This is a genomic window from Krasilnikovia sp. MM14-A1259, assembly GCF_047159535.1.
Lineage (GTDB): Bacteria > Actinomycetota > Actinomycetes > Mycobacteriales > Micromonosporaceae > Actinoplanes.
In genome coordinates, this window is record NZ_BAAGAJ010000002.1 from 6,132,912 (window position 1) to 6,153,901 (window position 20,990).

Consider the following 20,990-nt stretch of genomic DNA (forward strand, 5'->3'; position numbering starts at 1 on the left):
CCCCAACGGGGCGGCGTGTCTTCGGCGCCCTGACGGAATCGTGATGCATGGCGGGTCGGCGTGTCGCGACCCCATCGGCCCCGCGCGAGGCGCCGGGACGATAACGTGCCGCCGTGAGGTCACCACGGCGCTGCTCCCGTAACGGCTGTCCCCGGCAGGCGGTTGCCACCCTGACCTACGTCTACAGCGATTCCACCGCGGTCGTCGGGCCGCTCGCCGCGTTCGCCGAGCCCCACACGTACGACCTGTGCGAGCCGCACGCGCGCAGCCTCACCGCGCCCCGCGGCTGGGAGCTGGTCCGTCACGACGGCGACTTCGGCCCGCCCCCGCCGACCACGGACGATCTGGTCGCCCTGGCCGACGCGGTCCGGGAGGCCGCCCGCCCGGCGCCGCCCCCGCGCCCCGAGGAACACGACAACCTGCCCGGCCACCAGACCGGCCGCCGCGGTCACCTGCGCGTCATCCCGCCCGCCCACTGACCTGCACATCGGCTTCACGCCCCGGCGGTCACAGCGCCACGAGCTGGTAACGGGACTTCAGCCACGGGATCAGGGAGCGGTACGCCGCGATCGTGTCCGGCTGTGCGTAGTCGTGGGACAGCACGATCGCCCCGTGACCCGTGTGCCGCTGCACCGCGTGCTGCACCCGCGCCCGGTGTGCGGCATCGCCCTCTCCGGCCGGGTGGTACCAGTCGCGCGGGTCGACCGACCAGTAGATCGACGCCATCCCCAGGTCGGCCGCCACGGACACGAACGTGGGGGTGAAGTTCCCGCCGGGGGCCCGCATGAACCTGATCGATGCCCCGGGCGCGGCGCGCCGGATCGCGTCGTTCGTACGCTGCAGGTCCGCCCTGATCGCGGCCGCCGGTTGCCGGCCCAGCGTGAGGCTGTGCCGCCAGGTGTGATTGCACAGGGTGTGACCCTCGGCGGCGATCCGGCGGACCAGTTCGGGGTGTGCCGCCACGTTCTGGCCCACCAGGCAGAACGTGGCCTTGACGTGGTATTTCGCGAGCAGGTCGAGCAGCTTCGGGGTCTGCGCCGGATCGGGCCCGTCGTCGAACGTGAGGGCCACCGCGGAGGTGCCGGTGCCGGTGGCGCTGTGCGCGGGGCCGCCGAGCCGCATCCGCCCGGTCGAGCCGTGCGGCCCGGGGGGCTGGGGGCGCGTGAGCATGGCGGCGCCCGGCAGGCCCGGGCCGGGCGCGGGCGGCCGGGTCGGGCCGTGGAACGCCGGCAGGCCCGGCCGGGCGTCCACGGTGGATGAGGGCCGGGGCGGCGCGGCGCTCGTGGCGGCGGCATGCGGCGGGGTCGAGGACGGCGTCCCGTCGGAGGCCATGGCCATGGCCGTGCCGCACCAGGCGAAGGCCGCAACGACCAGCGCCGAAGCGACCGTGCGGATGGCCCGCCTGTCAGGGAAACCCATCGTTCTCTCCGTCCCGCGTCCGAACTCGACACCACCACTATGGCTGGAGTGCGCGACATCGAGGTATGCCCACCCATCGGGATGGCATTCATCCGGGAGGATTCCCGCCGTTTTGATGCTGCGGCGCCTGGCGTGACATGATCCCGTTCGTACGTGTTCTGGCAGGCAGGAGCCGTGATGCGCCGCCCTCAGCTGATGCCCGAGGCCGCCGCCGTCGTCTCGGCGTACTCCGGGCCGCGGTTTGCCGGGTCGCGGCGGACGCTGCTCGGCGGGGCGGTGGCGGTGGGCGCCGCGGCACTGGCCGGTTGTGGCATCGAGGGCACGCGGCAGAGCGAGGCAAGCTGCCCCAGCACGGACCTGTCGGCGACCGAGCACCGTCTGGTCTTCGCGAACTGGCCGACGTACATCGACGTGGACGACCGCAACGGGAGCCGGCCCACGCTGGAGGCGTTCGAGCGAAAGACCGGGATCCGGGTCGCGTACCTGGAGGAGATCAACGACAACGACCAGTACTTCGGCAAGATCCAGCCGCAGCTCGCGGAGTGCCGCCCGACCGGCCGGGACATCATGGTGGTCAGCGACTGGCTGGTCGGCCGTCTCGTCGACCTGGGCTGGATGCAGCGCCTCGATCCGGCCGCGATGCCGAACGTGCAGCGCAATCTGCTGCCCTCACTGCGCGGCCGGGCCGTCGACCCCACCGGCACCCACGCGGTGCCGTGGCAGGGCGGGCTCGCGGGCCTGGCCTACAACGGGAAGGTCACCTCCGAGATCCGTACGGTCGACGAGCTGCTCACCCGGCCCGACCTGAAGGGCCGGGTGACGCTGCTCAGCGAGCTGCGCGACACGATGGGGCTGTTGCTGCTGGCCCGTGGCCACGATCCGGGCGACTTCACCGAGGCGCAATTCGACGACGCGCTGGAGCCATTGCGCCGGGCGGTCGACGCCGGGCAGATCCGCCGGTTCACCGGCAACGACTACGCGCCCGACCTCAAGCGTGGCGACATCGCCGCCTGCATCGGCTGGTCGGGTGACATCATCCAGCTCGCGGCCGACGATCCGCGGATTCGCTTCGTGGCGCCGGACTCGGGCGTGATGCTGTACTCCGACGACATGGTCGTGCCCAACCAGGCGGCGCACCGGGCGAACGCGCAGCGGCTCATGGACTATTACTACGATCCGACCGTGGCGGCGACTGTGGCCGCGTACGTGAACTACATCTGCCCGGTCGAGGGGGCGCAGGCCGCGATGGAGAAGATCGATCCGGAGCTGGCCGCGAACCCGCTGATCTTCCCCACCCGCGCACTGCTCGCCAAGGCCAGGGAATTCATGCCGCTCACCCAGCCCGAGTCGCGTCTGTACAACGACAAGTTCCAGGCGGTGATCGCGGGTTGAGCACCGACCTGCAGCTCGCCGGGGTGACCAAGCGTTTCGGCGCGGTGACCGCGGTCGACGACCTCGACCTGACCGTGCCCGCGGGCTCGTTCTTCGCGCTGCTCGGGGCGTCCGGCTGCGGCAAGACCACCACGCTGCGCATGGTCGCCGGGCTGGAGGAGCCCACGGCCGGGCGGATCCTGCTCGGCGACGACGACATCACCGGGCTGCGCGCGTACCGCCGGCCGGTCAACACGGTGTTCCAGAGCTACGCGCTGTTCCCGCACCTGGACGTGCACGAGAACATCGCGTTCGGGCTGCGCCGCCGCCGGCAGGGCGACGTGCGGGCGCAGGTCGAGCGGATGCTCACCCTGGTCCAGCTCGACGGGTACGGCAAGCGCCGCCCCGCCGAGCTTTCCGGCGGCCAGCAGCAGCGGGTGGCGCTGGCCCGGGCGCTGGTGAACAACCCGCGGGTGCTGCTGCTCGACGAGCCGCTGGGTGCCCTGGACCTGACGCTGCGCCGCCGGATGCAGATCGAGCTCAAGCGCATCCACACCGAGGTGGGGATGACGTTCGTGCACGTCACCCACGACCAGGAGGAGGCCATGACGATGGCCGACACGGTCGCGGTGATGAACGCGGGCCGCATCGAGCAGCTCGGCCCGCCCGCGCAGCTCTACGACCTGCCCGCCACGCCGTTCGTGGCGACGTTCCTGGGACAGTCCAACCTGCTCGCCGGGGAGCAGGTCGGCAAGGTCGGCGACGACGTGGCGGTCAGCGCGTACGGCGGGCGGTTCACCGTGCCCGCCATCCGGTCGCGGGCCGCGGGGGAGCCGGTCTTTCTGGGCGTACGCCCGGAGAAGCTGCACCTGGCGGCCACGGCCGACGCGGTGCCCAACGGGCATCAGCAGCTCACCGGCGTGGTCACGGACAGCTCGTACGTGGGGGTCAGCAGCCAGTACCTGGTGCGCACGGCGTGGGGGACCGAGCTGACCGTGTTCGCCGCGAACACCGGTGCGCACCGGCAGGTGCCGCTGGGCGCGGAGGTGATCGCGCACTGGGATCCGCGGCACGCGTTCCTGCTGGACCGCTCGCCGGGGGAGGGTGACCGGACCGGCGCGGCCGACGTGAGCCTGGGCGTGTCCGCGTGACCGCGACCGTCACCCGTGAGGCGGCCCGCGCCGGGCGCCGGCGGGGGCGGCTCGTGCCGTACCTGTTGATTCTTCCGGCGGGGTTGTGGCTGATCGTGTTCTTCGCGGTGCCCGCGGCGGAGCTGTTCGCCACCAGCCTGTACGACCCGGCCGGGTCGCTGGTCGACGGGTACGCGATGACCTGGGCGTTCGGGAACTACCCGGCCGCGCTGGCCGAGTACTGGGAGCAACTGCTGCGGTCGCTGGCGTACGCGGGGGTGGCGACGGCCGCGTCGCTGCTGCTCGGCTTCCCGCTGGCGTACGCGATCGCGCTGCGCGCCGGACGCTGGCGCAACGTGCTGCTGGTCGCGGTGGTGGCGCCGTTCTTCACCAGCTTCCTGATCCGGACGCTGGCCTGGAAGGCGATCCTGTCGGACAACGGCGCGCTGGTCGGCGTGCTGCGCGACCTGCACGTGCTCGCCCCGGACGGGCGGCTGCTGGCCACGCCGTTCGCGGTGGTGGCCGGGCTGACCTACAACGTCCTGCCGTTCATGGTGCTGCCGCTGTACGCCAGCCTGGAACGGCTCGACCGCCGCCTGCTGGAGGCCGCCGCAGATCTGTACGCGGGCCCGGCCGCGACGTTCCGGGCGGTGACGCTGCCGCTGGCCGCGCCGGGGATCGTGGCGGGCACGCTGCTGACGTTCATCCCGGCGGCGGGCGACTACATCAACGCCCAGCTGCTCGGCACGCCGCGGACCGCGATGGCGGGCAACGTGATCGACTCGGCGTTCCTGGTACGGCTCGACTATCCGCAGGCGGCGGCGCTGTCGTTCGTGCTGATGGCGATGATCCTGGTGCTCGTGGTGGCCTACCTGCGAAGGGTCGGGGCGACCGCGGTGGAGGCGCTGTGAGCGCCCGGGCGGGGCGGTGGGTCGCCGACCACCTCGTGCTGGGGCTGGGGCTGCTCGTGCTCGCGTACCTGCTGCTGCCGATCGCGGTGATCGTCGCGCTGTCGTTCTACCGGCCCACGTCGCGGCTGTCGTACGACTTCGGGTCGTTCACGCTGGACTACTGGAAGAACCCGTGCGGCGCTCCGGGCATGTGCGCGTCGCTGGTGCGCAGCGTGCAGATCGGCTTCGTGGCGACCGTGGTGGCCACGGTGCTGGGCACGCTGATGGCGTTCGCGCTGACCCGGTACCGCTTCCGGGGCCGGGGCGCGACCGGCGCGCTGGTGTTCCTGCCGATGGCCACGCCCGAGGTGGTGATGGGGTCGTCGCTGCTGGCCCTGTTCGCCGCGACGCGGGTGCCGCTCGGCTTCTGGACCGTGGTCGCCGCGCACGTGATGTTCTGCGTGAGTTTCGTGGTGGTGACCGTCCGGGCCCGGCTGGCCACCCTGGACCCGCGCCTGCCCGAGGCCGCCGCCGACCTGTACGCGGGCCCGTGGGCCGCGTTCCGCCGGGTGATCCTGCCGCTGGCGCTGCCCGGCATCGTGGCGGCGGCTCTGCTGGCGTTCTCGTTGTCGTTCGACGACTTCATCGTCACGAACTTCACCGCGGGCACCACCACCACGTTCCCGATGTACATCTGGGGCGCGGCCCAGCGGGGCATCCCGCCGCAGGTCAACGTGATCGCGACCGTGCTGTTCGGGGTGTCGCTGCTGGTGGTGCTGGCGACGACGGTGCGCCGCCGCCAGCCCCGTTGACCGTCAGGGAGCGGCCCAGAACACGTACGTGGCGTCGTAGGGCACGGACGCCGTCTCGCCGTCCGTGCAGCTACGCGTCGGGGCGACACCGCCCGAGGTGTGCAGCCGCTGGATGTGCGTCACCGGGCTGAGGATGCCGCTGCCGGTGTGGCTGTTGACCCCCAGCAGCAGCTCCGGGATGGCGTCCGGTGACGGCGGTCCGGCGGCGATCCGCGTGGCCGTGACCAGGGAGTCGTCGCGTTCCGACTGCCAGCTCGGGCCCGCGAAGTGGTGGATCGGGCCGCCCTGGCCGACCAGCCGCGCCTCGGGCGTGGACGTCGGGCCGAACACGCCGCCGGCGCACGTGTAGGTCTGGGTGCCCTTCTGCACGTGCACCTCCGCGACCTTCGTCGATCCCGGCGGCGGGGCGAGCGTCGGGTTGGGACTCGGGATCGGATGGGCCGCCTGGACCTCCTGCGCGGACGCGTTGAACGTCACGGCGCCGACCGCGACCACGACCGCCGCCATTCCGGTCGCCGCTGCCGCGCGTACCCGGGACCTGCGGGTGCTGAGCATCAAGATCTCCTCCGTTGCCGGGCGGCGCGGTGCCGCCCCCTGTCGCGTACGGAACGCGGCAGAGGGCGGATCGGTTCGGCCGGAGGGTTGGCACATTCGTGCACAGTGGAGGGACGGACGGCCTAACCCGGTGGGGTGATGACCCGGCTGCGGATCAGGAACCGGACCCCCTCGGGCGACTCCAGCGAGAAGCCGCTGCCCCGGCCCGGCACCACGTCGACGGTCAGATGGGTGTGCTTCCACGCCGCGAACTGCGCCGCGCTCATCCAGAACGGCACCGGCTCGGCCACCCCGTCGATGCGCAGCTCGTCCAGCAGCACGTCGGCGTCCCCGGTCAGGAACTCGCCCTGCGGGTAGCACATGGGCGCGCTGCCGTCGCAGCAGCCGCCACTCTGGTGGAACATCAGCGGCCCGTGCTGCCCCCGCAGCGCGCGGATCAGCTCCGCGGCCGCGGGGGTCACGTCGACACGGTCGCCCATCAGAAGAAGCCCAGGGCCTTCGGCGAGTAGCTGACCAGCAGGTTCTTGGTCTGCTGGTAGTGATCCAGCATCATCTTGTGGTTCTCCCGGCCGATGCCGGACTGCTTGTACCCGCCGAACGCGGCGTGCGCCGGGTACACGTGGTAGCAGTTCGTCCACACCCGGCCCGCCTGGATCGCCCGCCCGGCCCGGTACGCGGTGGTGCCGTCCCGGGTCCACACGCCCGCGCCGAGGCCGTACAGGGTGTCGTTGGCGATGCTGATCGCGTCGGCGTAGTCGGTGAACGAGGTCACCGCGAGCACCGGACCGAAGATCTCCTCCTGGAACACCCGCATCGTGTTGCTGCCCTCGAACACCGTGGGCTGCATGTAGTACCCGCCGGACAGGTCGCCGCCCAGCTCCGCGCGGGCGCCGCCGATGCGGACCTTCGCGCCTTCCTGACGGCCGATGTCCACGTACGACAGGATCTTCTCCAGCTGGTCGTTGGAGGCCTGCGCACCGACCTGGGTGTCGGTGTCCAGCGGGTTGCCCTGCTTCAGGTTCTCCACCCGCTTGAGACCGGCGCCGAGGAAGTCCGCGTAGTGGCCCTGCTGGATCAGCGCGCGTGACGGGCACGTGCACACCTCGCCCTGGTTCAGGGCGAACATGGTGAAGCCCTCCTGCGCCTTGTCCAGGAAGTCGTCGTCGGACGCGCTGACGTCGTCGAAGAAGATGTTCGGGCTCTTGCCGCCCAGTTCCAGCGTCACCGGGATGATGTTCTGGCTGGCGTACTGCATGATCAGGCGGCCGGTGGTTGTCTCGCCGGTGAACGCCACCTTGGCGACCCGGTTCGACGAGGCCAGCGGTTTGCCCGCCTCGACGCCGAAGCCGTTGACGATGTTCACGACCCCGGGCGGCAGCAGGTCCGCGATCAGCGACATCAGGTAGTGGATCGACACCGGGGTCTGCTCGGCCGGCTTGAGCACCACCGCGTTGCCCGCGGCCAGGGCCGGGGCCAGTTTCCACGCGGCCATGAGGATCGGGAAGTTCCACGGGATGATCTGTGCGACCACCCCGAGCGGCTCCTGGAAGTGGTACGCGACCGTGTCGTCGTCCACCTCGCTGAGCGCACCCTCCTGGGCCCGGACGGCGCTCGCGAAGTAGCGGAAGTGGTCGATCGCCAGGGGGATGTCGGCGACCAGGGTTTCGCGTACCGGCTTGCCGTTCTCCCAACTCTCCGCGATGGCCAGTTTCTCCAGGTTCGCCTCCATCCGGTCGGCGATGCGGTGCAGCACGGCGGCCCGTTCCGCGGCGGGGGTGTGACCCCACGCGGGCGCGGCGGCGTGCGCGGCGTCCAGCGCCTTCTCGACGTCCTCGGCGGTGCCGCGGGCGACCTCGCAGAAGTCCTGGCCGGTGACCGGCGACGGGTTCGTGAAGTACCGGCCCTGGGCCGGTGGCACGTACTGCCCGCCGATCCAGTGGTCGTACCGGGACGCGTAACTCATGATCGCGCCGTCGGTGCCGGGTGGGGAGTAGACGGTCATGCGCACCTCCGAACCAGGGAACCGCCCGGGCCCCGCGGACCCGGGCGGCAAGGGGGTGCGGTGACGCTAGGACAGGCGACGTTGCATCGACGTTGCATCGCTGCCCGGCAGGCCGAACTCGGCACTGAGGTGGGCGACGCGGCTCAACGCCAGCGGCCGGGCGGGGGCGCCCGCGGGCAGGGCCGCCGCGTACGCCTGCCACATCGGCAGGTCGTCGGCGCCCCACGGGGAGCGCACCCAGGTCTGCAGCAGGCCCCGGTCGCCGCGGGCCAGCACGGCCACCCGCAGCGGGTCCTCGACCAGGCGGCGCAGCCGGACCACCCCGGGCGCGTCCGAGGCAGGCAGCAGAGGACCCGCGTACGCGGCCAGCGCCTCGGCCACGAGCCCCTGCTCCAGCAGCCGCGGCACGGCGCGAAAGTCCGCGTCCACCTCGGAGCGCAGCCGGTACGGGCGCGAGTCCAGCAGCTCGGGCCCGAGGATGCGGCGCAGCCGGGACAGCTCGGCCCGGACCGTCACCGGGTTCGTGTCGTCCGGGTACAGGTCGAGGGCGAGCTGGTCGCCCGTGCGGCCGTGCGGGTGGGCCAGCAGCAGTACGAGCAGTTCGGAGTGCCGCCGCCCGAGCCGGATCCGGCGTCCAGCGACGGTCAGCAGCGCCTCGTCGCGGCCCAGCGCGGCGACCGCCACCCCGGCGTGGGGCGCGGGCCGGTGGGTGCTCAGGTACGCCTCGGCGGCCAGCGCCGTGGCCCGGACCAGAGCGAGGCTGTGCGGGTTGGCCAGCCGGTCCCCGCCGGTCACGTCGATGGCGCCCAGCAGCCGCCCGGTGGCTGGGTCGTGGATCGGGGCGGCGGCGCAGGTCCAGTCCTGGACCGGACGGCAGAAATGTTCCGTGGCGAAGATCTGCAGCGGGTGGTCGACCGCGAGCGCGGTGCCGGGGGCGTTGGTGCCCGCGTGCGCCTCGTCCCACCGCGCGCCGGGGACGAAGTTCATCCGGGCGGCGCCGTCCAGCACGGCCGGGGTGCCCTCGACCCAGAGCAGGCGCCCGTGCGCGTCACACACCGCGACGAGGTGGTCGCCGTCGTCGGCCAGGCCGCCCAGCAGGTCCCGGAAGATCGGCAGCACGCACGTCAGCGGGTGGGCCGCCCGGTACGCCTCCAGCTCGCCGTCGGTGAGCTCGATCGGCGCGGTGCCCTCCGGGTCGAACCGGGCGTCCGCCGACCGGCGCCACGACTCCGCGACGACCGGCCGCACCGGCGTCGGCCCCACGCCGGGCTCCCCGGCGACGAACCGCTCGTACGCGCGGCCGACCTCGCTGATGCGGGCGGCCGGGTCAGCGCCCGCGTGCAGGGCGAGCCACGGGTTCGACATGCACACCTCCGATCGCACCCAATCCTGGCCCGGACCGCTGCGCACCACAAGAAAGAGGCGACGGTCGATGGACGGCGTACGGGGCGTGGGAAGCCGGACGGCCGGGTGAACGGTCCGAGACGGTGGAGCCCAGCCGTTGCGGCATGCCCGGTACCGCCGCTCCGATACGCTCGGGCAGAGACGGGCACGCCTGAGGAGTGAGCAATTTGTTTGATCTGTCGCAGATCGTCAAGGCGTACGACGTGCGCGGCATCGTCCCGGACCAGCTCAACGAGCCGGTGGCCCGGGCACTGGGCACCGCGTTCGTGGAGATGCTCCGGGAGTCCGGCGACGACCCGGACACGGTCGTCCTGGCCCACGACATGCGCGACTCCGGCCCGGCGCTGGCCGCCGCGTTCGCCCAGGGCGTCAACGCCGCCGGTACGGCCGTGCTGCACATCGGCCTCGCCTCCACCGACCAGCTGTACTACGCCTCGGGAGCGCTGAACCTGCCCGGCGCGATGTTCACCGCCAGCCACAACCCGGCCCAGTACAACGGCATCAAGCTGTGTCGGGCGGGCGCCAGGCCGGTCGGCCAGGACAGCGGCCTGGTCTTCGTCCGGCAGTACGCGGACGATCTGCTCGCCTCGCTCGCCGCGGTCGCCGACGGCGTGGAACGCATCGAGCAGCGCGACGTGCTCGCCGACTACGCCGCGCACCTGCGCTCGCTGGTCGACCTGTCCGGTATCCGCCCGCTCAAGGTGGTGGTGGACGCGGGCAACGGCATGGGTGGGCACACCGTGCCGGCCGTGCTCGGCGACCGGGTCCTGCCGGGGCTGCCACTGGACATCGTGCCGCTGTATTTCGAGCTGGACGGCTCGTTCCCGAACCACGAGGCCAACCCGCTCGACCCGGCGAACCTCGTCGACCTGCAGGCCGCGGTGCGCGAGCACGGTGCCGACCTGGGCCTGGCGTTCGACGGCGACGCGGACCGCTGCTTCGTCGTCGACCAGCTCGGCGAGCCGGTGTCCCCGTCCGCGATCACGGCCCTGGTGGCGACGCGCGAGCTGGCGAAGTTCCCCGGCAGCACGGTGATCCACAATCTGATCACCTCGGCCGCGGTGCCGGAGATCATCACGGAGCACGGCGGCAAGCCGGTCCGCAGCCGGGTCGGCCACTCGTTCATCAAGGCCGAGATGGCCCGGACGAACGCGGTCTTCGGCGGCGAGCACTCGGCGCACTACTACTTCCGCGACTTCTGGTACGCCGACACCGGCATGCTGGCCGCGATGCACGTGCTGGCCGCGCTGGGTGGTCAGGACCACCCGCTGTCGGAGTTCGCCGCCGAGTACGAGCGGTACAGCGCCTCCGGGGAGATCAACTCGACCGTGCCGGACGCCGCGGCCAAGATGGCCCAGGTCCGGGCTGCCTTCCCGGGTGCCGAGACCGACGACCTGGACGGCCTCACGGTGCACGTCGGCGGGGGCGCCTGGTTCAATCTGCGCGCCTCGAACACCGAGCCCTTGCTGCGGCTCAACGTCGAGGCGGCGAAACCGGACCGCATGGCGGCCCTCCGGGACGAAGTACTCGCCATCGTGCGCGGATAGGATCCTCTGGCCCGTTCACCGCACCCGAGCCGAAGGAGCCGATCGGTGGCTCTCGATCCGCAGCTGCTGGAGATTCTGGCCTGCCCGGACACGCATCACGCGCCGCTGACCCATGACGCGGACGCACAGACGTTGACGTGCACCGAGTGTGGCCGCATCTTCGAGATCCGCGACGACATCCCCGTCCTGCTGCTCGACGAGGCCAGGCAGCCCGACAGCGGTCCGGCCGCGGAAAGCGAGTCCTGATGGGCCCGACGAGGGACGGCACCGCGGGGGTGCACGGCCACCGCCACGCCGACGAGTCGTTGCTGGACGACGAACAGGTCATGCTCGGCAACGACCCGGGCGGCATGCTGCGCGCCACCGCGTCCGCGGGCGCCCAGGTCCGCGAGTCGGCCGCGCTGGCCGCCGAGACGGACCTCGGCATGCTGGAGGACGAGGGCCGGCCGCGGGCGGTCGTCGTCGCCGGCATCGGTACGGCTGGGCTCACCGGCAGCATCCTCGCCACGGTCGCGGGGCACCGCTGCCCCGTGCCGATCATCGGGCACCGCAGTTCCGGCGTACCCGGCTGGGTCGGCGCCGCCGACGTGGTGATCGCGGTGTCCGCCAGCGGCCGCAGCCCCGAGGCGCTGGCCGCCGCGGACGCCGCCGCCCGCCGCGGCGCCCGGCTGGTCGCGATCGGCAACCCGGATTCGGAGCTGCAGGCAATGGCGGAGCGCGCCCGCGCGCCGTTCATCCCGGTGCCGCGCCGTGCCCCCGCCCGGGCCAGCCTGTGGGGCCTGACCGTCCCGGTGCTGTTCGCCGGCCGCGCGCTGGGGCTGGTCAAGCTCGCGGAGGCGGACCTGGCGGAGACCGCGATCCGCCTCGACGCGGACGCCGAGCGCTGCCGACCGGGGGCGGAGTCGTTCGTCAACCCGGCGAAGTCGCTGGCGCTGGACCTGGCCGGTTCGATCCCGATCGTGTGGGGCTCGTCGCCGCTGGCCACGGTCGCGGCGCGCCGGTTCGCCGACACTCTGGCCGCCAACGCGCGCTACCCGGTGATGGCCGGGGCGCTCGGCGAGGCCGGCCGGGGCCGGGTCGGCCTGCTCGACGGCGTCTTCGGCGGCCTGGCCGAGTCGTCGCGCGACATCTTCGCCGACCCCGACGAGGAGACCTCCGACGAGACCCGGCTGCGGCTGGTCCTGCTGCGCGACGGCGGCCTGAACCCCGAGGACGAGGCGGACGAGCCGGTCGCGGTCGAGGAACGCCGTGCCGACGCGGTGCAGACCCTCGCCGACCGGCGCGGGGTGCGCTGTGATGTGATCACGGCCGAGGGCGGCTCGACGTTGGAGCGGCTGGCGTCGCTGGTTGCCGTACCCGACTTCGCCTCGCTGTACCTGGCGCTCGCGCACGGGCTGGACCCGATGGCGGTGCCCGCGATCAGCGAGATGAAGGAATTGAGCAACCCGTTGCCGGAGGCGCTGTCGTGAGCACGCCTCCGGCGTGGATCCTGGAACAGCACGGCGGAGGGCAGCGGTGAGCGCAAGCGGGGGTACCAAGGCGATCGTGGCGGCCCTGGGCGCGAACCTGGGCATCGCGGTGACCAAGTTCCTGGCGTGGCTGCTCACCGGTTCGTCGTCGATGCTGGCCGAGGCGATTCACTCGGTCGCGGACTCCGGCAACCAGGCGCTGCTGCTGATCGGCGGGCGCCGTTCGCAACGCCAGGCCACCCCGGAACACCCGTTCGGGTACGGGCGGGAGCGCTACATCTACGCGTTCATCGTGTCGATCGTGCTGTTCTCGGTCGGTGGCCTGTTCGCGCTGTACGAGGCGTACCACAAGATCCAGCACCCGGAGGGTATCCACAGCTGGCAGTGGGTGCCGGTGACCGTGCTGCTGGTGGCGATCGCCCTGGAGGGCTTCTCCTTCAAGACGGCGATCGAGGAGTCCAACCACACCCGCGGCCGGACGTCGTGGGTCGACTTCGTCCGCCGCGCCAAGGCCCCGGAGCTTCCCGTGGTGCTGCTCGAGGACGCGGGCGCCCTCGTCGGCCTGGTCTTCGCGCTGTTCGGTGTGTCCATGACATTGATCACCGGCAACGGGGTCTGGGACGGCATCGGCACCGCGATGATCGGTCTGCTGCTCGTCTCGATCGCGGTCGTGCTGGCGGTCGAGACGAAGAGCCTGCTGCTGGGCGAAGGGGCCAACCCGGAGGACCTGCACAAGATCGAAGAGGCGGTGCTCAGCGGGCCCGGCGTCGACCGGATCATCCACATGAAAACGCTGCACCTCGGTCCGGACGAGCTGCTCGTCGCGGCGAAGATCGCCGTGCCGCGGACGGACCGGGCCGAGGAGGTCGCGCGGCACATCGACGAGACCGAGGCGCGGATCCGCGCGGCGGTTCCCATCGCCCGGGTCATCTACCTCGAACCGGACATCTACCGCCCCGGCCGCTCTGCCGCCGACGGCCCGGCGGTCGCCGAGCCGGTCAGCCCCGTACCTCCCGCGCTGGCGTGACGGCTCCGCGCCGATGTGACGTTCCCGGGCCACTCGTATAAGGTGCCCCACCGATGAGCATCCTTCCGCTGACCGGCGCCATCCGCCCGTACGCCTGGGGGTCCCGGACCGCCCTCGCCGGACTTCAGGGGCGGCCGGTGCCGTCCGAGTCCCCCGAGGCCGAGCTGTGGCTCGGCGCACACCCGGGAGACCCGTCGACCGTCACCGGTCCCGACGGCCCGGCGAGCCTGACCGACCTGATCGCCGCCGACCCGGCCGGCCAGCTCGGGGAGCCGGTCGCGGCCGAGTTCGACGGGCGGCTGCCGTACCTGATGAAGGTGCTCGCCGCGGACGCCCCGCTGTCTCTGCAGGCACACCCGGACGCGGCGTACGCCCGGGCGGCGTACGCGAGGCAGATGGCCGACCCGGACGCGCCGCGGATCTACACGGACCCGCACCACAAGCCGGAGGTCCTGGTCGCGCTGACGCCGTTCGACGCGCTGTGTGGCTTCCGGGCGCCGCAGGTGTCCGCGGCCGTGCTGGAGGAGATGGCGTTGCCGCAGCTCGCTCCGGTCGTGGCCGCGTTGCGGGCCGGGCCGGTGGGCCTGCGGGACGCGGTGCAGACGCTGCTGACCTGGCCGGTCGCGGACCGCCCGGCCTTGATCGAGGCGGTGGTCGGCGCGGCGCTGACCGTGGCCGACGATCATCGGTACGCCGGTGAGTTCGCGCTGGCCGCCGGTCTGGCCGAGCACTACCCCGGTGACCCCGGGGTGCTGGTGTCACTGCTGCTCAACCACGTACGGCTGGCGCCGGGCGAGGCGATCTGGATGCCTGCCGGGAACCTGCACGCCTACCTCAAGGGGACGGGCGTGGAGATCATGGCGGCGAGCGACAACGTGCTCCGCGGTGGTCTCACCCCGAAGCGGGTGGACGTGGACGAGCTGCTCCGGGTGCTGCGCTTCGAGGTGCTGTCCGAGCCGGTGCAGTCCTTCACGGAGGTCGCGCCCGGCGTGGTGACCTGGCCGGTCCCGGTCCGGGAGTTCGAGCTGTACCGCGTCACCCTCGACGGTGCCCCGGTGACGCCGCCGGTGGGCGGTCCCCGCATCGTGCTCGGGGTCCGCGGCGAGGTGACCGTCGCCGGCCGGTCACCGGATGCGACCGCGGTGGCGGTGACTCCGGGTGCTGCCGCGTACGCGCCGGCTGCCGCGGGGCCGATCACATTGTCCGGGGTGGGCGAGGCGTTCGTCGCCACGGCGGCTCAGTAACCCGACGGCGGCTCAGTAACGCCACGGCTCACTAACGCCGGGGCGGGGTCAGTGACGCCACGGCCCAGTGACGCCACGGCGGGTCAGTACCGGCCACGGCGGTCCAGTGTCGCTGCGGCGGTTCAGCAACGCTGCGTCCAGAGCCGTGTTCCGGATGTTGTCAGACAGTCAAATCGGAAATTTCTGGATTTGCTTGACATGGCCGTATGCGGAGTGTGAATCTATAACCACGCAGCGTCATTGGTGATCGGGGGGTCCCACGGACGCGCGCGGTACCAAACCGGGGGGATGAACGGGGCGGTGGGTCACGGACCTGCCGCCTCGTTCGCTGTCCGGGGTGGGTCGCTGTGCCCTCGCGCCGGGGGCACCCGATCGGGGGGATTCGACGGCATCGAGCCCCGTCCATCGTCGGACGGGGCTCGATTTTCGTCGGCGGGCCGGCGGTTGCCGCCACCGGCGCCACCACCCCGGCCTGGGCCGGGGCCCGACCACCATGGGGCCCGTCAATATGTCCATTAGCCCACGTCGGGTCCTGCTCTGCAAGTGCAGAAGGCGATCTGCAAGTTGCGGAAAGTTACCGGAATCCCGGTACGGTGAGGCCGTGCCGAGGCCGACCACCACCGCCCGCCGGGAGCTCGGTGGTGAGCTGCGCCGGCTCCGGGGCGGACGCCGGGGCGCCGCGGTGGCCGCGGCTCTCGGGTGGTCCGAGTCCAAGCTGAGCCGCATCGAGACCGCCCGTACGGGCATTCGCGACGCCGACCTCGACCGCTTGCTCGCCGCGTACGAGGTGACGCAGGGTGAACGGATCCGGTTGCAGGAGCTGGCCCGGCGCGGGCGGGCCCGGGTGTGGTGGAGCGCTTACCGTTCCGCGGTCCCCGACCCGTACGACGAGTACGTGGCGCTGGAGGCGGAAGCCGCGGCGATCAGCGAGTGGGAGTCCCAGGTCGTGCCCGGTCTACTGCAGACCGACGAGTACGCCCGTGCCGTGATCGCGGTCGGCGCCGACCGGACCGACCCGGAGACGGTTCAGCGGCGGGTGGCGTTGCGGATGGCGCGTCAGGCGGTGCTGAGCCGCGACGTCCCGCCCCGGCTGTCCGCGGTGCTCGACGAGGCGGTGCTGCACCGCCGGGTGGGCGGCCGGGCCGTGATGCGGCGCCAGCTGCACCGGCTGTACGACGCGTGCGGCCGGCCCGGGATCGAGGTGCGGGTGCTGCCGTTCGCGGCCGGTGAGCATGCGGCGCTGGCCGGCTCGTTCATGGTCTTCGAGTTCGGCGAGGCGGGCCGGGCGGCGGTGGCGCACGTCGAGGACGCCACGGGAGGTGTGTTCCGGGAGCGGCCGGCCGAGGTGAAGTTGTATCGCAAGTTCTTCGCCGACGTGCGGGACCGGGCGCTGGACCCGGAGGCCAGCCGTGCGCTGGTCGCCCGTACGGGGGAGGGGCTGGACTGACTGCTCATGCGTTGGACCGGATGACTATTCAGTCAAATCCCTCCGAAAGGGGCGTGGCGTTGCCGCAGAACCACGGGACCGTCCCGGCCTGGCGCAAGAGCACACGCAGTGCGGCCAACGGCCACTGTGTCGAGATCGCGCAGGTGGCCGGCGAGGTGCTGGTCCGCAACTCCCGCGATCCCGAAGGCCCGGTACTGGCGTTCGGCGCCGCCGGCTGGCGCGCCTTCCTCTCCGGCGTACGCGCGGGTGAGTTCGACCGCCGCACGCACTGACGGCCCCGCGCAGGTCGGGCGTGGACGGCCGGATGGCCCGCACGGCCCGGGCCATCAGTCCTGTGACCCGGTGAATAGCCGTGCGGCTTGACGAATTCGCCGTCGTGCCGAGTAAGGTATGCCGAGCCTTAGTTAGGAATGCCTTAACAACGGTGCTCCCGGCCGACCCGTCGACCGGCGACGCCCTGGGAGTCGGAGTGCCATGCTCGCCACCTACCTCATCGGCCTGCGCGAGGGGTTGGAGGCCACCCTGGTGGTCAGCATCCTCATCGCGTTCCTGGTCAAGTCCCAGCGCAAGGATCGCCTGCCGCAGGTCTGGCTGGGCGTCGGGGCGGCGGTCGTGCTGTCCGTCCTCTTCGGCTGGCTGCTGAGCTACACCGAGACCACGCTGCTGCGCGGCTACCACAACCAGGAGTTGTTCGAGGCGATCACGTCCATCGCAGCGGTCGTCTTCGTCACCTGGATGATCTTCTGGATGCGCCGGGCCGCCCGGGGCATCGCGGGCGAACTGCGCAACAAGTTGACCGACGCGCTCGCGGTCGGCTCGTTCGCCGTACTGATCATGGCTTTCCTCGCGGTCGTCCGCGAGGGCCTGGAAACCTCTCTGATCTTCTACGCCGCGGTGCAGGGCGCCGACACCAACGGCGGCCCGCTGTACGCCCTGCTCGGCGGCATCGCCACCTCGGTGGCGCTGGGCTACCTGCTGTTCGCGACCGCGGTCCGGATCAACCTCTCGGTGTTCTTCACCTGGACCGGCGCGCTGCTCATTCTGGTCGCCGCCGGCATCTTCAAGTACGGCGTGCACGACCTGCAGGAATCCGGCGTCCTGCCCGGCATCGCGACGGTCGCCTACCACGCCGCGGGCGTCCTCGACCCGTCGACCTGGTACGCCGCCCTGCTGTCCGGGATGTTCAACATCACCGCCGAGCCCACCGTGCTGGAGGTCGTCGCCTGGATCGCCTACGGCGTGCCGGTGCTCGTGCTGTTCCTCTGGCCGTCGCGCCGCCGCACGGCACCCGCCCCGGCCGGCGCATCCGCTGCCCCCGCCGCCGGGGCCACCGACCCCGCGACGGCGGACTCCGCCGCTGCGGTACCCCCTGCACACGCTGAGCCCCAGGCCCAGTCCGCCCCGGCCCCCGCGCCGCACCAGTAAGCCGCGACCACAGGAGAACCCCGTACCATGCGCACCGCCCGAATCCTCGCCCTCGCCGCCGTCGGTACCCTCACCGGCGCCCTGGCCGCGTGCAGCGGCGACAAGACCGACGACGCCGCGGCGGCCGGCGGCCCGATCTCCGTCAAGGCCACGGACACCGCCTGCGAGGTCGGCCGCACCACGCTCGGCGCCGGCACCACGCACTTCAAGATCACGAACTCGGGTGCCAAGGTCACCGAGTTCTACGTGTACGCGGCCGGCGACCGGGTGATGGGTGAGGTGGAGAACATCACCCCCGGCCTGTCCCGTGAGCTGCGCGTCGAGCTTCCGGCGGGCACCTACGAGGCGGCGTGCAAGCCCGGCATGGTCGGGCAGGGCGTCCGCACCGCGCTCACGGTCTCCGGGTCCGCCTCGCCGTTGACCGAGGACGCCGCCCTGGCCGCGGCCAGCGCGGACTACTCCCGCTACGTCCAGTCCCAGGCCACCACGCTGGTCGACAAGACCACGGAGTTCGCCGCCGCGGTGAAGGCGAGCGACGTGGCCAAGGCCAAGGCGCTGTACCCGGTCGCCCGTACGTACTACGAGCGGATCGAGCCGGTGGCCGAGACCTTCGGCGACCTCGACCCGAAGGTCGACGGCCGGGAGGACGGCGCCACCAAGGAGCTGCCGTTCACCGGCTTCCACAAGCTGGAGAAGGACCTCTGGATCACCGGTGACGTGAGCAAGGACGGCGCGATCGCGGACCAGCTCGACGCGGACATCCGCGCGGTCGCGGCGAAGGCCCAGACCGAGAAGCTGTCCCCGCTGCAGCTCGCGAACGGCGCCAAGGAACTGCTCGACGAGGTCGCCAACGGCAAGATCACGGGCGAGGAGGACCGGTACTCGCACACCGACCTGTGGGACTTCGCGGCCAATGTGGAGGGCTCCAAGGCGGCCGTGGCCGCCCTGCGCCCCGCGCTGGAGAAGCGTGACCCGCAGCTCGTGAAGTCGATCGACGGGGGCTTCGCCAAGGTGGACGCGGAGCTGGCCAAGCACCGCGCCGGCGACGGCTGGAAGCTGCACAACCAGCTCTCCGAGGCCGAGCTCAAAGGCCTGTCCGACGCGATCAACGCGCTGGCCGAGCCGATCAGCAAGATCGCCGGCGTCATCTCCGCGAAGTAGGGACTGCGATGACTGAGAGCACGATCAGCCGCCGGCGGGCCATGGCGCTCGCCGGCGCGGGGGTGGCCGGAATCGCCGGGGCGGCCGCGGTCGGCGGCGCCGTCGTGCGTACCGCGCAGCAGTCCGAGACGACGGCCGGGGCCGGTGTCGCCGCGGACGCGATCGCCTTCACCGGCGCCAACCAGGCCGGAATCGTCACCCCGGCCCAGGACCGCCTGCACTTCGTCGCGTTCGATGTGGTCACGAAGGACCGTGACCAGCTCGTCCGGATGCTCAAGGACTGGACCGCGGCCGCCGCCCGGATGACCGCGGGCCACGACGCCGGGCAGATCGGCGCGGTCGGCGGCATCCTGGAGGCGCCGCCGGACGACACCGGCGAGGCCATCGGGCTCCCGGCCTCCGGGCTGACGCTGACGGTCGGCTTCGGCCCGACGCTGTTCCGCGACGCCTCGGGCAAGGACCGGTTCGGCATCGCGGCCCAGCGACCCGCCGCCCTCGTGGACCTGCCGCACTTCCAGGGCGACACCATCGACCCGGCCATCTCGGGCGGCGACATCTGCGTACAGGCGTGTGCCAACGACCCCCAGGTGGCCGTGCACGCCATCCGCAACCTGGCCCGGATCGGCATGGGCGTGGTCACGGTGCGGTGGTCGCAGCTCGGCTTCGGCCGTACCTCCTCCACGACCAAGGACCAGGCCACCCCGCGCAACATGTTCGGCTTCAAGGACGGTACGGCCAACCTGAAGGCCGAGGAGACCGACCTGCTGCGCGACCACCTGTGGGTGCAGTCCGGCGACGGTCCGGCCTGGATGACCGGCGGCGCGTACGTGGTGACCCGCAAGATCCGCATGCTCATCGAGACCTGGGACCGGACGTCGCTCGGCGAGCAGGAGGACATCATCGGGCGTACCAAGGGCAGCGGGGCGCCGCTCGGCAAGGCGCAGGAGTTCGACGAGCCCGACCTCGACGCCAAGCGGCCCGACGGCCAGCCGGTCATCGCGGTCGACTCACACGTACGGCTGGCCCACCCGACGGTCAACTCCGGGGCCCGCCTGCTGCGGCGCGGCTACAACTTCGTGGACGGCTCCGACGGCCTCGGCCGCCTCAACGCGGGCCTGTTCTTCATCGGCTACCAGCGCGATCCGCGTACCGCGTTCGTCCCGGTCCAGACGAATCTCGCGCGACACGACCACATGAACGAGTACATCCGGCATGTGTCGAGCGGTATCTTCGCCTGTCCACCCGGCGTCACCGGCGCCGCCGACTACTGGGGGAGCACCCTCTTCGCGTGACCCGGGTGGCAAGATCGCCTGGGGCGCTTCCACCGGAACCGGAGAGGCAGTGCAATATTGGACCGCATGAGAGCCCGGGTATTGGTGGTCGACGACGACCCCGCGCTGGCCGAGATGCTCGGCATCGTGCTGCGCAGCGAAGGTTTCCTGCCCTCGTTCGTGGCCGACGGTGAGCGTGCCCTGTCCGCCTTTCGGGAGAACCGGCCGGACATCGTCCTGCTCGACCTGATGCTGCCCGGGATGAGCGGCATCGACGTGGCCCGGGCCATTCGTGGGGAGTCGGGCATCCCGATCGTCATGCTGACCGCCAAGAGCGACACGGTCGACGTGGTGCTGGGCCTGGAGTCCGGCGCGGACGACTACGTGGTCAAGCCGTTCAAGCCCAAGGAGCTCGTCGCCCGCATGCGGGCCCGGCTTCGCCGCGGGGAGGACGCCGCTCCGGAGATGCTCACGATCGGGCCGCCCGGCAACCAGATCACCATCGACGTGCCCGCCCACACGGTCGCCCGCGACGGCGACGAGGTGAAGCTGACCCCGCTGGAGTTCGACCTGCTCGTCGCGCTCGCCCGCAAGCCGCGCCAGGTGTTCACCCGGGAGGTGCTGCTGGAGCAGGTGTGGGGTTACCGGCACGCCGCGGACACCCGCCTGGTCAACGTGCACGTGCAGCGCCTGCGCGCCAAGATCGAACCCGACCCGGAGCGTCCGGAGATCATCCTGACGGTGCGCGGCGTCGGCTACAAGGCGGGCACCGGGTAGGCCGTCCACAGGGTGTCCCGGGTTGGTCACCGACCGGCT

At 72.0% G+C, this 20,990-nt stretch carries 21 protein-coding genes; 16 read left to right on the top strand and 5 right to left on the bottom strand.

Annotation, left to right across the window (positions count from 1 at the left end):
• Nucleotides 1-113: 113 nt before the first annotated feature.
• Nucleotides 114-479, top strand: a complete 366-nt coding sequence (locus ACMCNK_RS27850) for a DUF3499 domain-containing protein (protein ID WP_412739301.1) — start codon at nucleotides 114-116, stop codon at nucleotides 477-479.
• A gap of 28 nt (nucleotides 480-507) precedes the next feature.
• On the opposite strand, the gene ACMCNK_RS27855 is transcribed toward ACMCNK_RS27850, so the two are convergent.
• On the bottom strand, nucleotides 508-1,419 hold the full coding sequence (locus ACMCNK_RS27855) for a polysaccharide deacetylase family protein (protein ID WP_412739302.1): 912 nt from the start codon (nucleotides 1,417-1,419) through the stop codon (nucleotides 508-510).
• Nucleotides 1,420-1,596: 177 nt separating this feature from the next.
• Between ACMCNK_RS27855 and ACMCNK_RS27860 the strand changes: the two genes are divergently transcribed.
• Genes ACMCNK_RS27860 through ACMCNK_RS27875 form a run of 4 tightly spaced genes read left to right on the top strand, consistent with a single transcriptional unit; the run spans nucleotide 1,597 to nucleotide 5,622 of the window.
• Nucleotides 1,597-2,811 carry a spermidine/putrescine ABC transporter substrate-binding protein gene (locus ACMCNK_RS27860; RefSeq protein ID WP_412739303.1) on the top strand — a complete coding sequence of 405 codons (1,215 nt, stop codon included), beginning with the start codon at nucleotides 1,597-1,599 and terminating at the stop codon, nucleotides 2,809-2,811.
• On the top strand, nucleotides 2,808-3,941 hold the full coding sequence (locus tag ACMCNK_RS27865) for an ABC transporter ATP-binding protein (protein WP_412739304.1): 1,134 nt from the start codon (nucleotides 2,808-2,810) through the stop codon (nucleotides 3,939-3,941). Before ACMCNK_RS27860 ends, ACMCNK_RS27865 begins: the two co-directional genes overlap by 4 nt.
• Nucleotides 3,938-4,831 carry an ABC transporter permease gene (locus ACMCNK_RS27870; RefSeq protein WP_412739305.1) on the top strand — a complete coding sequence of 298 codons (894 nt, stop codon included), beginning with the start codon at nucleotides 3,938-3,940 and terminating at the stop codon, nucleotides 4,829-4,831. The genes ACMCNK_RS27865 and ACMCNK_RS27870 overlap by 4 nt, the downstream gene beginning before the upstream one ends.
• Nucleotides 4,828-5,622, top strand: a complete 795-nt coding sequence (locus tag ACMCNK_RS27875) for an ABC transporter permease (RefSeq protein WP_412739306.1) — start codon at nucleotides 4,828-4,830, stop codon at nucleotides 5,620-5,622. Before ACMCNK_RS27870 ends, ACMCNK_RS27875 begins: the two co-directional genes overlap by 4 nt.
• Before the next feature lie 3 nt (nucleotides 5,623-5,625).
• On the opposite strand, the gene ACMCNK_RS27880 is transcribed toward ACMCNK_RS27875, so the two are convergent.
• The 4 genes from ACMCNK_RS27880 to ACMCNK_RS27895 form a co-directional block, all read right to left on the bottom strand.
• A complete protein-coding gene (locus ACMCNK_RS27880; protein ID WP_412739307.1) occupies nucleotides 5,626-6,177 on the bottom strand; it encodes a DUF3455 domain-containing protein in 552 nt (183 codons plus the stop codon).
• Nucleotides 6,178-6,299: 122 nt separating this feature from the next.
• A complete protein-coding gene (locus ACMCNK_RS27885) occupies nucleotides 6,300-6,656 on the bottom strand; it encodes a DUF779 domain-containing protein (protein WP_412739308.1) in 357 nt (118 codons plus the stop codon).
• Entirely contained in the window at nucleotides 6,656-8,179 is a 1,524-nt protein-coding gene (locus ACMCNK_RS27890) for an aldehyde dehydrogenase family protein (RefSeq protein ID WP_412739309.1), read from the bottom strand. Before ACMCNK_RS27890 ends, ACMCNK_RS27885 begins: the two co-directional genes overlap by 1 nt.
• A 66-nt stretch (nucleotides 8,180-8,245) precedes the next feature.
• Nucleotides 8,246-9,544: a GAF domain-containing protein gene (locus ACMCNK_RS27895; protein ID WP_412739310.1), complete on the bottom strand. Its 1,299-nt coding sequence runs from the start codon at nucleotides 9,542-9,544 to the stop codon at nucleotides 8,246-8,248.
• Nucleotides 9,545-9,750: 206 nt separating this feature from the next.
• On the opposite strand from ACMCNK_RS27895, the gene ACMCNK_RS27900 reads away from it, so the two are divergent.
• From ACMCNK_RS27900 to mtrA, 11 genes are all read left to right on the top strand, one after another.
• A complete protein-coding gene (locus tag ACMCNK_RS27900; protein ID WP_412741019.1) occupies nucleotides 9,751-11,130 on the top strand; it encodes a phosphomannomutase/phosphoglucomutase in 1,380 nt (459 codons plus the stop codon).
• Nucleotides 11,131-11,175: 45 nt separating this feature from the next.
• Nucleotides 11,176-11,376: a Trm112 family protein gene (locus tag ACMCNK_RS27905; RefSeq protein ID WP_412739311.1), complete on the top strand. Its 201-nt coding sequence runs from the start codon at nucleotides 11,176-11,178 to the stop codon at nucleotides 11,374-11,376.
• Nucleotides 11,376-12,599 (top strand): SIS domain-containing protein, encoded by a 1,224-nt coding sequence (locus tag ACMCNK_RS27910; protein WP_412739312.1) that lies wholly within the window; start codon nucleotides 11,376-11,378, stop codon nucleotides 12,597-12,599. Before ACMCNK_RS27905 ends, ACMCNK_RS27910 begins: the two co-directional genes overlap by 1 nt.
• 46 nt (nucleotides 12,600-12,645) lie before the next feature.
• Nucleotides 12,646-13,626, top strand: a complete 981-nt coding sequence (locus tag ACMCNK_RS27915; protein WP_412739313.1) for a cation diffusion facilitator family transporter — start codon at nucleotides 12,646-12,648, stop codon at nucleotides 13,624-13,626.
• 53 nt (nucleotides 13,627-13,679) lie between these two features.
• On the top strand, nucleotides 13,680-14,870 hold the full coding sequence (gene manA, locus ACMCNK_RS27920) for a mannose-6-phosphate isomerase, class I (protein WP_412739314.1): 1,191 nt from the start codon (nucleotides 13,680-13,682) through the stop codon (nucleotides 14,868-14,870).
• A 601-nt stretch (nucleotides 14,871-15,471) separates the two neighbouring features.
• Complete coding sequence (locus tag ACMCNK_RS27925; RefSeq protein ID WP_412739315.1) at nucleotides 15,472-16,317, top strand: DUF5753 domain-containing protein; 846 nt, start codon at nucleotides 15,472-15,474, stop codon at nucleotides 16,315-16,317.
• Between the two features lie 20 nt (nucleotides 16,318-16,337).
• Nucleotides 16,338-16,589, top strand: coding sequence for a DUF397 domain-containing protein (locus tag ACMCNK_RS27930; RefSeq protein ID WP_412739316.1), 252 nt, complete (start codon nucleotides 16,338-16,340; stop codon nucleotides 16,587-16,589).
• Between the two features lie 202 nt (nucleotides 16,590-16,791).
• Nucleotides 16,792-17,742 carry an iron uptake transporter permease EfeU gene (efeU, locus tag ACMCNK_RS27935; protein ID WP_412739317.1) on the top strand — a complete coding sequence of 317 codons (951 nt, stop codon included), beginning with the start codon at nucleotides 16,792-16,794 and terminating at the stop codon, nucleotides 17,740-17,742.
• Between the two features lie 27 nt (nucleotides 17,743-17,769).
• On the top strand, nucleotides 17,770-18,903 hold the full coding sequence (gene efeO / locus ACMCNK_RS27940; protein WP_412739318.1) for an iron uptake system protein EfeO: 1,134 nt from the start codon (nucleotides 17,770-17,772) through the stop codon (nucleotides 18,901-18,903).
• Nucleotides 18,904-18,911: 8 nt separating this feature from the next.
• A complete protein-coding gene (gene efeB / locus ACMCNK_RS27945) occupies nucleotides 18,912-20,195 on the top strand; it encodes an iron uptake transporter deferrochelatase/peroxidase subunit (RefSeq protein ID WP_412739319.1) in 1,284 nt (427 codons plus the stop codon).
• 66 nt (nucleotides 20,196-20,261) lie between these two features.
• Nucleotides 20,262-20,951 carry an MtrAB system response regulator MtrA gene (gene mtrA, locus ACMCNK_RS27950; RefSeq protein ID WP_412739320.1) on the top strand — a complete coding sequence of 230 codons (690 nt, stop codon included), beginning with the start codon at nucleotides 20,262-20,264 and terminating at the stop codon, nucleotides 20,949-20,951.
• The last annotated feature ends 39 nt before the right edge of the window (nucleotides 20,952-20,990 follow it).

What these genes read in the sequence shown, in the direction of transcription:
- ACMCNK_RS27930 (WP_412739316.1), top strand. Translation starts at nt 16,338, where the DNA reads ATGACTATTCAGTCAAATCCCTCCGAAAGGGGCGTGGCGTTGCCGCAG.
- ACMCNK_RS27855 (WP_412739302.1), bottom strand. Translation starts at nt 1,419, where the DNA reads ATGGGTTTCCCTGACAGGCGGGCCATCCGCACGGTCGCTTCGGCGCTG.
- efeO (WP_412739318.1), top strand. Translation starts at nt 17,770, where the DNA reads ATGCGCACCGCCCGAATCCTCGCCCTCGCCGCCGTCGGTACCCTCACC.
- ACMCNK_RS27880 (WP_412739307.1), bottom strand. Translation starts at nt 6,177, where the DNA reads ATGCTCAGCACCCGCAGGTCCCGGGTACGCGCGGCAGCGGCGACCGGA.
- ACMCNK_RS27910 (WP_412739312.1), top strand. Translation starts at nt 11,376, where the DNA reads ATGGGCCCGACGAGGGACGGCACCGCGGGGGTGCACGGCCACCGCCAC.
- mtrA (WP_412739320.1), top strand. Translation starts at nt 20,262, where the DNA reads ATGAGAGCCCGGGTATTGGTGGTCGACGACGACCCCGCGCTGGCCGAG.
- ACMCNK_RS27895 (WP_412739310.1), bottom strand. Translation starts at nt 9,544, where the DNA reads ATGTCGAACCCGTGGCTCGCCCTGCACGCGGGCGCTGACCCGGCCGCC.
- ACMCNK_RS27885 (WP_412739308.1), bottom strand. Translation starts at nt 6,656, where the DNA reads ATGGGCGACCGTGTCGACGTGACCCCCGCGGCCGCGGAGCTGATCCGC.
- ACMCNK_RS27890 (WP_412739309.1), bottom strand. Translation starts at nt 8,179, where the DNA reads ATGACCGTCTACTCCCCACCCGGCACCGACGGCGCGATCATGAGTTAC.
- efeU (WP_412739317.1), top strand. Translation starts at nt 16,792, where the DNA reads ATGCTCGCCACCTACCTCATCGGCCTGCGCGAGGGGTTGGAGGCCACC.
- ACMCNK_RS27860 (WP_412739303.1), top strand. Translation starts at nt 1,597, where the DNA reads ATGCGCCGCCCTCAGCTGATGCCCGAGGCCGCCGCCGTCGTCTCGGCG.
- manA (WP_412739314.1), top strand. Translation starts at nt 13,680, where the DNA reads ATGAGCATCCTTCCGCTGACCGGCGCCATCCGCCCGTACGCCTGGGGG.
- efeB (WP_412739319.1), top strand. Translation starts at nt 18,912, where the DNA reads ATGACTGAGAGCACGATCAGCCGCCGGCGGGCCATGGCGCTCGCCGGC.